5 protein-coding genes are annotated in these 7,914 nt (G+C 70.0%); 1 reads left to right on the top strand and 4 read right to left on the bottom strand.

The genetic code is table 11. The features are described 5' to 3' along the window. Window positions 1-734 precede the first annotated feature (734 nt). The 3 genes from ACFQ27_RS11360 to ACFQ27_RS11350 are packed head-to-tail and all read right to left on the bottom strand — an operon-like array spanning window position 735 to window position 4,725. Window positions 735-2,318: an MBL fold metallo-hydrolase RNA specificity domain-containing protein gene (locus ACFQ27_RS11360; RefSeq protein ID WP_374344730.1), complete on the bottom strand. Its 1,584-nt coding sequence runs from the start codon at window positions 2,316-2,318 to the stop codon at window positions 735-737. Further along, entirely contained in the window at window positions 2,315-3,199 is an 885-nt protein-coding gene (prs, locus tag ACFQ27_RS11355; protein WP_377353664.1) for a ribose-phosphate diphosphokinase, read from the bottom strand. Before prs ends, ACFQ27_RS11360 begins: the two co-directional genes overlap by 4 nt. Beyond that, entirely contained in the window at window positions 3,196-4,725 is a 1,530-nt protein-coding gene (locus tag ACFQ27_RS11350) for a thymidine phosphorylase family protein (RefSeq protein ID WP_377353663.1), read from the bottom strand. The genes prs and ACFQ27_RS11350 overlap by 4 nt, the downstream gene beginning before the upstream one ends. A 103-nt stretch (window positions 4,726-4,828) precedes the next feature. On the opposite strand from ACFQ27_RS11350, the gene ACFQ27_RS11345 reads away from it, so the two are divergent. Continuing rightward, window positions 4,829-5,425: an NAD(P)H-dependent oxidoreductase gene (locus ACFQ27_RS11345; RefSeq protein ID WP_377353662.1), complete on the top strand. Its 597-nt coding sequence runs from the start codon at window positions 4,829-4,831 to the stop codon at window positions 5,423-5,425. A gap of 67 nt (window positions 5,426-5,492) precedes the next feature. On the opposite strand, the gene ACFQ27_RS11340 is transcribed toward ACFQ27_RS11345, so the two are convergent. Beyond that, the gene (locus ACFQ27_RS11340; RefSeq protein ID WP_377353661.1) at window positions 5,493-7,886 is read right to left on the bottom strand and encodes a TonB-dependent receptor; all 2,394 of its coding nucleotides are present in this window, start codon (window positions 7,884-7,886) and stop codon (window positions 5,493-5,495) included. Window positions 7,887-7,914 lie beyond the last annotated feature (28 nt).

The raw sequence follows: 7,914 nt of genomic DNA, 5'->3' as shown, positions 1-7,914 counted from the left end.
GGCGCGGCGGCGGCGTCAGCGGCAGGCGCGGCCGGAGCGGCGGCGTCCTGGGCGAACGCCGGCGCGCTCGCCATCAGCGCAACCGCGCCGAGGAGAGCGATGAAAGGGGTCTTTCGTTTGTTGTCGAGCATCTGTCGCCAGTTCCTGATTGGTCTAGCACGTTTGGACCGAGGGTCGTCGCGCGAGAGCGTCTCCACCCTAGTTGAAAATGAGCCCGTCGCCCCACCTGGTGACCACCAAGCAAGACGCCAGAGCCGCTGTCGCTGCGCCCGACCCGTAACATGGACAGCTCATGTAACATGAGCGCCAAGCCTCGAAGGCGGGTGCGACCCCTCATCCGGTGAGTGAACTCGGGGCCTTACCGCTATGTTAGACGTGCGGCAGGGGTCCTTTGGCAACCCCTTTTCCAAGCGTCAAGGGGTGATACCGCCCAGCGTTAAGGCGCCGATCCCTCAGAGAGAACGGTATTGCTGCGACGCACAATCGCTTCTCCAAGTATTCTCGGTCGAATTTCTACTGATAAGAGAATTCTTGCGCTGCGCCGCAACATAAACGGCGGAACGTGGGTCTGCCGAAACCGAGGAACTTGCGCAGGGTCCCGTCGTCATCGCCCGGAAAACGACCAGCACTCGCGCGCGATGGCGACATGGTGGGCGCCGCGCCGCAAGTCAAGGCGAAGGGGCGAGTCGACCTCCGACTTCACCCCAGGCTGGCGCCGCGGCCACAGGCGGGCGTCAGGCCTCGTCGACCTTGCGGGCCAGACGTCTCAGCAGGGCCATCCGGGCCGCGTCGTCCAGCCGCTCCAGCCGCCGGTCGAGATCGATCAGCAGGGCGGCGCGGGCGTTGTGCCAGTCGAGCTGGGCCGGCGCCTCGGGCGCGATCCGACGCGCGCCCTCCCCCGCCGCCCTGGCGCGCCCGCCGGCCAGGTCGAAGCTCTGATCAATGGCCGGAATCAGCATGCGGTCAGCCGGGGTCCCGGCCGCGGCCAGGCGATCCTGCAGCCCCGAAAGCGCCGGAGGCTCGCCGTGCGCCAGGAAGACCTCAGCCCGCACAGGCCCCCGCGCCTGGACCCAGGAGACGAGCCCGCGGGCGTCGGCATGGCCGGAATAGACGTCGAGGGTGCGGATTCGCGCCCGCACCTGGATGTCGTCGCCCTGGATGCGAACCCGCTCGGCCCCTTCGGAGAGGAACCGCCCGAGGGTGCCAATGGCCTGGTAGCCGGCCAGCAGCACCGTGGCCTTGCGCGTCCAAAGGAGACGCTTGAGGTGCTTGCGCACCCGGCCGGCGTCGCACATGCCGCTGGCCGCCAGGATGATGTGCCAGCCGGAGAGCTTTTCCAGGGTGTCGCTCTCCCAGGGATCGCGCACGAACTTCAGGTGATCGCTGGAATGGAGGTCTTCGAACGGATTGCGGCCGGTGGACCGCACCCAGCCGCGCTGCCGGAAGATCTCGGTCGCCTCGATCGCCAGGGGAGAGTCCAGGAAGATGTCGGCCTCCGGCACAAGGCCGTCGCGCATCAGGGTCAGGATGTCGGCCAGCAGTTCCTGGGACCGTTCCACCGCGAAGGCGGGAATCAGCAGCGGGCCGCCGGCGGCGTGGGCCTCGTTCAGCACCTCGGCCAGGCGCTGGCGGCGGTCCTGCGGGGTGATCATGTCGCGCTCGCGGTCGCCATAGGTGGATTCGACCACCAGCCAGTCCACGCCCGCCGGCCCCTCAGGATCAGCCGCATAGTCGCGCCCGCCCGGCCCGATATCCCCGGAGAACAGCAGGACCTTGGTCCCCGCCTCCGTCTCCACGCGCAGCTCGATGGACGCGCCGCCGAGGATATGACCGGCCTCCCAGTAGACCGCCGTAATCCCGGGGGCGATCTCCACGGGGTCGTTCAGCTTCACCTTGCGAAACAGGGCCAGGGTCGGTTCGGCGTCCTCGGCGGTATAGATCGGCTCCACCGGGTCGCGACCGCGACGCTCGTTGCGCCGGTTCAACTGGCGGACCTCGCTCTCCTGGATGCCGCCGGCGTCGGCGAGCATGACGGCGCACAGGTCGCGCGTCGCCGCCGTCGCGTGGATCGGGCCCTCATAGCCAGCCTTCACCAGCTTGGGCAGCAGGCCGGAATGGTCGATGTGGGCATGGGTCAGGACCACCGCGTCGATCTTGCGCGGATCGAAGGGGAAGGGCTCGTAGTTCAGCGCTTTCAGGGTCTTTGAGCCCTGGAACAGGCCGCAGTCGATCAGCACCTGGGCGCGGTCGGTCTCCAGCCGGGCGCAGAAGCCGGTGACGCAGCCCGCCGCGCCGTGAAAGGTGAGCCGAAGGGTCATGGGGCGGTCTCCCGGGTGAGGGCGCCGGCGATCAGGCCGGCCAGGGAAATGCGATTGGTGGGATGGGCGCAGCTGTCGCAGGACAGGATGTCGTCGCACCCCGCCTCGCGCAGCCGGGCTACGGCCTCCTCGGCCATCAGGGCGTGAACCACCGCGACGCGGACGCGGGCGGCGCCCAGCTGCTTCACCAGGGCGACGCCGGCGATCAGGGTCTCGCCACTGGAGGCGATGTCATCGACCAGCACCACCTCGCGGCCCACAAGCTCTAGGCCGGCCGGCGGCGACAGGCTCACCGCGCGGTCGCCGCGCCGGATCTTCTGGAAGGCGCAGCCCTCGGCGCCGAGACGGCCGGCGAGCCGGTCGGTCCAGGCTTGTGATTCCGCGTCGGGGCCGATGACCAGCGTGTTTGGTCCGACAGGCGCCAGGGCCTCCGCCAGCACGTCTTCGGCCGTCAGTACGGTCACGGGGCGGCCGAACACCGGGGTGAGGTCCGGCGTACGGTGAAGGTGCGGCTCCACCGTCACGATCTGGTCGAAGGCCGCGCCGATCAGGGGCGCAAAGACGTCACGGCTGAGGGCCTGGCCCGGCGCAAAGACCGCGTCCTGGCGCAGATAGGGCATGTAGGGCGCGACCAGCACCAGCCGCTGCGCCCCACCGCGCCGCCAGGCGTCACAGGCCTGCAGCAGCGGCATCAGCCGGGGGTTCGGGTGATCCAGCCGGACATAGGCGATCACCGTGCGGTCGCCGGTCGCCACCGTCGGCAGGGTCTCGCCGTCCGGGAAGACATGCAGAGCGATCTCGCGACAGGGCGCGCCCAGGGCCGCCGCCAGCTGGGCGGCCGGGTCAAGGTCCCCGGCGAAGGCGTGGACCGCGATGCTCATGCGGCCAGCGACACGCCGCTGTCACGGTCCGCGGCCTCGACGGCGAAGCCGAAGTCCGAGGGCTCCGATGCATAGAGTCTATAAAGCGGCTGCCCTGCCCTGACCCGCGTCCCCATCTTGGCCAGCAGGTCGAGCCCCGCGCCTGGGTCGGTAGGGGCGCCGGCCAATCGGGCCAGGGTGGCGATGCGCAGGCAGTCGACGGACGACACCACGCCGTCTCGGTGGGCGCGGACCTCATGCACCAGGTCGCCCAGGCCGCTGGAGATCGGCGACGGACCCTGAGCGGCGATAATCTCATCCATCTTGCGCCCGGCGGCGCCGCTGTCGAGCAGCTCCCGCGCTCGCGCCTCGCCCTTGCCGCCCATCAGGGCCGGATCCGCCTCCAGGACGCGGCCGGCCAGGCGGATGGACTTCTCCCGCAGGTCCGCGGGCGCGTCGGGATCGCAGGCCAGCACCGCGCGGACGTCGCGCGCCTCCAGCACCGGCCCCACGCCGCGACCAATCGGCTGCAGGGCTTCGGTGATCAGCACCTCGAGACTCAGGCCCAACCGGCCGCCGACATATTCAAACAGCTTCTTCAGCTTCAGGGCCGCGCGGCGGTCCCGGATCTTGGCGCTCGGCCCCACCGGCACGTCCAGCACCAGGTGGCGCGACCCGGCGGCGATCTTTTTGGAGAGGATCGAGGCGACCATCTGTTCCGGCGTGTCGATGGACAGGGGCCGCTCCACCGAGATCAGCACGTCATCGGCCGGCGACAGGTTCATCCGCCCGCTCCAGGCCACGCAGGCGCCGCACTGCTCGACGACGGCCCGCATCTCCTCGGCCGACAGGTCGACCCGGGCCAGGACCTCCATGGTGTCGGCGGTGCCGGCCGGAGAGGTGATGGCCCGCGAGGAGGTCTTGGGCATCAGCAGGCCGTGGGCCGCGATGATCGGCGTGACCACCAGCGAGGTCCGATTGCCCGGGACCCCGCCGATACAGTGCTTGTCCACCACCAGCCGGTGGTCCCAGTCCAGCCGGTCGCCGACCGCCACCATGGCGCGGGTGAAGTCCAGGGTCTCGTCCGCGGTCATGAAGCCCGCGCAGGCCACCAGAAAGGCCGCCACCTCGATGTCCGACAGCCTGTGGTCGGCCAGGTCCCGCGCGATGGCCATATAGGCGTCGGCGGACAGGGTCTCGCCCATCACCTTGGCCCGGACCTCGTCCAGTGTTTCGGCGGCTCGCGCCGGAGCGACCTCCACCCAGGTCCCGGCCAAAGCGCCGAGGCGATGCAGCAGCGGCTCCGGCAGGCCGATCTCGTCGGCGGCGACCACCGAGGGCTCGTCACAGATCATCGGGGCGGCGAGATAGGTGCGGCCGCCGGCGCGGATCTCCACCTTGCGCTGGCCCGCCAGGCGCTCGGGCCGCATGGCCACGCAATCCCGCGACAGGACCACCACGTTCTCACGGAAGGTGTCGAGGGCCAGCGGACGGGTTTTCAGCCGTGCGCGCGCCGGGCCAGCGGGGGTTTCGATATCCAGGGTCATGGCGTCTCCTGCCCCATCAAGGGCGCATCCCGGCGCGGCGCGCTGTGATAAGGATCAAAGCGAGGTCACGTCCCTGCGCTACCCTGTCGTGTGGAGATCCGCCATGAAACATGCCGTTATCCTCGCCCATCCCGCCCCGGACAGCCTGACCGCCCAGACCGCGCGGACCTATGCCGACACTGTCCGCGCCCTGGGCCAGGAGGTGCTGGTCCGCGACCTCTACGCCATGGGGTTCGATCCCTGCCTGAAGGCCGAAGAGTTGAGCGGGCCGAGCGGCCCCTCCCCGGCGCCCGACATCGCGGCCGAGCGCGCCCTGGTGGCGGACGTCGACGTCTTCGCCTTCTTCTATCCGTTCTGGTTCAACGCCGCCCCCGCGATCCTCAAGGGCTATGTCGATCGCATGTTCGGCCTGGGCTACGGCTTTCACGCCGCACCAGGCGGCAATGAGCCGGGGCTATCGGACAAGCGGCTGATCAGCTTCACGTCCTCCGGCGCGCCGGACAGCTGGGTGGCCGAGACCGGCGCTCTGGCGGCCCTGCGCCAGCATTTCGACGGCCATATCGCCGGGGTCTGCGGCCTGAACGTCATCGACCACCTGCATCATGGCGGCGTCGTGCCGGGCCTGACGCAGGACGCCGTCGCCGACATCCTGGCCGAGGTGGCGCAGACCGTGCGCCAGCACTTCGCCCCGGCGGGGTGAGCGATAAGGTTGTCAGGCATGACGAGGCGCCGGGGCCCCCTGGAAAACACCCTGAACAGCCCAGGCCTTAGTACGAGACCTTCAGCCCAATGGAAAAAGTCCTGGGCCTGAGCGGGGTCGACTGCCGTTCAGTTCGCAAGGTGAAGGGGTTGCCGTAGGCGAACGTGTCACCGGCGGAATCGCCGGGATTGTCGACAGCGACCGATAACCGCCAGCGCGGATCGACGAGGCTGACCGCCAGGCGGCCGGTGACATAGTCGCCCATGGCCGGAGCCGTCTTGGCGTCGAAGGTCAGCCGTGATCCGCCGACATAGGCGAGACGCCCGTCCAGCTCCAGGGACCGTCCCTGCGCCAAGGGCAGCCCATAGTGCGCCGACACGGACCCAGAGACCTCCGGCGCGCCGGCCAAGGCTAGATCGGAGCGAGCCGGAAAGCCTGGGTTCGCGCGGCTGAGCTCCGGGGCGTTGAAAATCGCATCAGCCTTCAGCCAAAGCGATCCGGACCGATAGCTGGCCTCGACCTCCAGCCCGCGATTGCGGCCGTCGCCGATGTTGGCCGTGAAGGGCAGACCCGAGGGCAAAAGGGCGTCGCTCTGGATGTTGCGCCAGTCCGCCTGGAACACCGCCGCCCGGATCGCCAGCCGGTCGTCGAGCAGACGCGCCCGCGCCCCGAGTTCAAAGCTCCACAGCTCATCCCCCTGATAGAGGCGGTACGGCTGGACGCCGTTGGGCCCACTGAAGACCTGGTCCGGCGCGCCGGTCGTGTTCGCGCCGCCGGAGCGATAACCTTCGGCGGCCTGGGCGTAGACCAGCACCCCTGAAGCCAGGTCATAGGCCAGCACCACCTTGGGGGCGAAGCCGGTTCGGGTCACGCGTCCTGAGAACCTGGCGGTTCCGCCGGCGGACGCCACGCTGCTGTCGATGCGGTTGTCGGCGCGGAACAGCCTGCCCCCGAGCGTGAGGGTGGCCCGCTGTGTCACCGGCCAGGCCGCCTGCCCATAGAGCGCGACCTCGTCCAGCCGGTCGCGGCGCGTTTCGTCAAGCAGCAGGGCGCCCAGGCCCTCATGGACCAGGTCATCATCCAGGTCCTGCCGGTTGCGGGCCAGGAACAGGCCGGCCAGCCATTGCACCCTGGCGTCCGCCGGCGACGACAGGCTGGCCTCGGCGATCAGGCCCCGGACGAAGTTGTCGTCATCGAAGGCCACCGGGCCGGCGGCTGTCGCCATGGGTGGGGCGGCGCTGGCGTCATAGCGGCTGGCAAGCTCGTGCCTGAGCCAGGCCAAGCTGAGCCGCGCCTCCCCCCAATCCGTGCGCCCGCGCAGACCCAGATGGGCCATGGCGAAGTCATTGTCGTGAGGCTCGCGCAGGCGGTTGGCGCGGCGATAGGCGCCGAGCGCGGGCGTGGCGTACTGGGTGTCCTGGGCGTTGATCGCCTGGCTGACCCACCCGCCGGTCAGCCGCCAGTCCGCATTGAGGTCCAGCCCCGCCGAGAGCCTCAGGCCCTGCCGCACCGTTCGGTTGGCGTCACCCACGCCAAGCCCGACGTCGTCGATATAGCCGCCCTGGTCTTCGCGCCAGATGAGCAGCCGGGCGGCGCCGCGGCCAGACAGCAGCGGCAGGTTGGCCATGCCTTCAAACGTCGAAGACGCCGCTCCGCCTCGCGTCCAGGCGCGGGAGGCGGACAGCCAGCCCGCGATCCCGCCGGGATCGGGTTGTCCCGTCACCAGGTGAACGACGCCCCCTAGGGAGCCTGAGCCATAGAGCGCGCCTTGCGGCCCGCGCAGAACCTCGACCTGCGCCACGTCCACGAGTTTCAGGTCTGGATCCGGCGCGTTGTAGCTGACCCGGACATCGTCCAGGTAGCCGCCGACCATGGACTGGCTATGGCCCGTGAGGGGGCCATCCGAGAGGCCGCGCAGGATGATCTTGTCGCGCCCGGAGCCGAGGTTCGTCACCATCATGCCGGAGGTGAGTTGGGCCACATCCGCGGCGTCGCGCACGCCTTGAGCTTCAAGCGTCGCGGCGGACAAGGCGCTCACCGGATAGGCCAGTCGGTCCGCGGGCGTAGGACGCCCTGTCGCGACCACCACCAGCTCTGACACCTCTCTGGGCGGCGCGCTGACGGGCGCCGGGCGGACAGGGGTTGGCGGGCGGACAGGCGCAGCGAGGATCTCGACCGCCCGAGCATCAACCAGGCGATAGCTGCAGCCCGTCCCGGCCACGAGCCGGCTCACGGCCTCGGAAAGGCTGAAGCGTCCGACCAGGCGCTGACGCACAGGGCCACACGCCGCCGCTTGGCCCGTCGAGACGGAGACGCCCGCCTGGAGGGCCAGTTGCACCATCGCCGAGCGCAGAGGTTGAGCCGGGATATCCAGGGCGTAGCCGGTCTCCGCCGCCCGCGCGGGCGCGCTCACCGCCAGAGCCACGCCCAGGGCTGCTCCGCTCCATCCAAAGCGCGCCAAGACGCCGATACCTCCCCGGAGCCGCACC

This window comes from Phenylobacterium conjunctum, assembly GCF_042679085.1.
Classification (GTDB): domain Bacteria; phylum Pseudomonadota; class Alphaproteobacteria; order Caulobacterales; family Caulobacteraceae; genus Phenylobacterium; species Phenylobacterium conjunctum.
Note: the sequence above shows the minus strand (reverse complement) of the source record. Positions and strands in the feature narration are given on the sequence as shown.

Excerpts from the sequence above, each read along its gene's own strand:
- ACFQ27_RS11360 (WP_374344730.1), bottom strand. The coding sequence starts at position 2,318 with ATGACCCTTCGGCTCACCTTTCACGGCGCGGCGGGCTGCGTCACCGGC.
- prs (WP_377353664.1), bottom strand. The coding sequence starts at position 3,199 with ATGAGCATCGCGGTCCACGCCTTCGCCGGGGACCTTGACCCGGCCGCC.
- ACFQ27_RS11350 (WP_377353663.1), bottom strand. The coding sequence starts at position 4,725 with ATGACCCTGGATATCGAAACCCCCGCTGGCCCGGCGCGCGCACGGCTG.
- ACFQ27_RS11345 (WP_377353662.1), top strand. The coding sequence starts at position 4,829 with ATGAAACATGCCGTTATCCTCGCCCATCCCGCCCCGGACAGCCTGACC.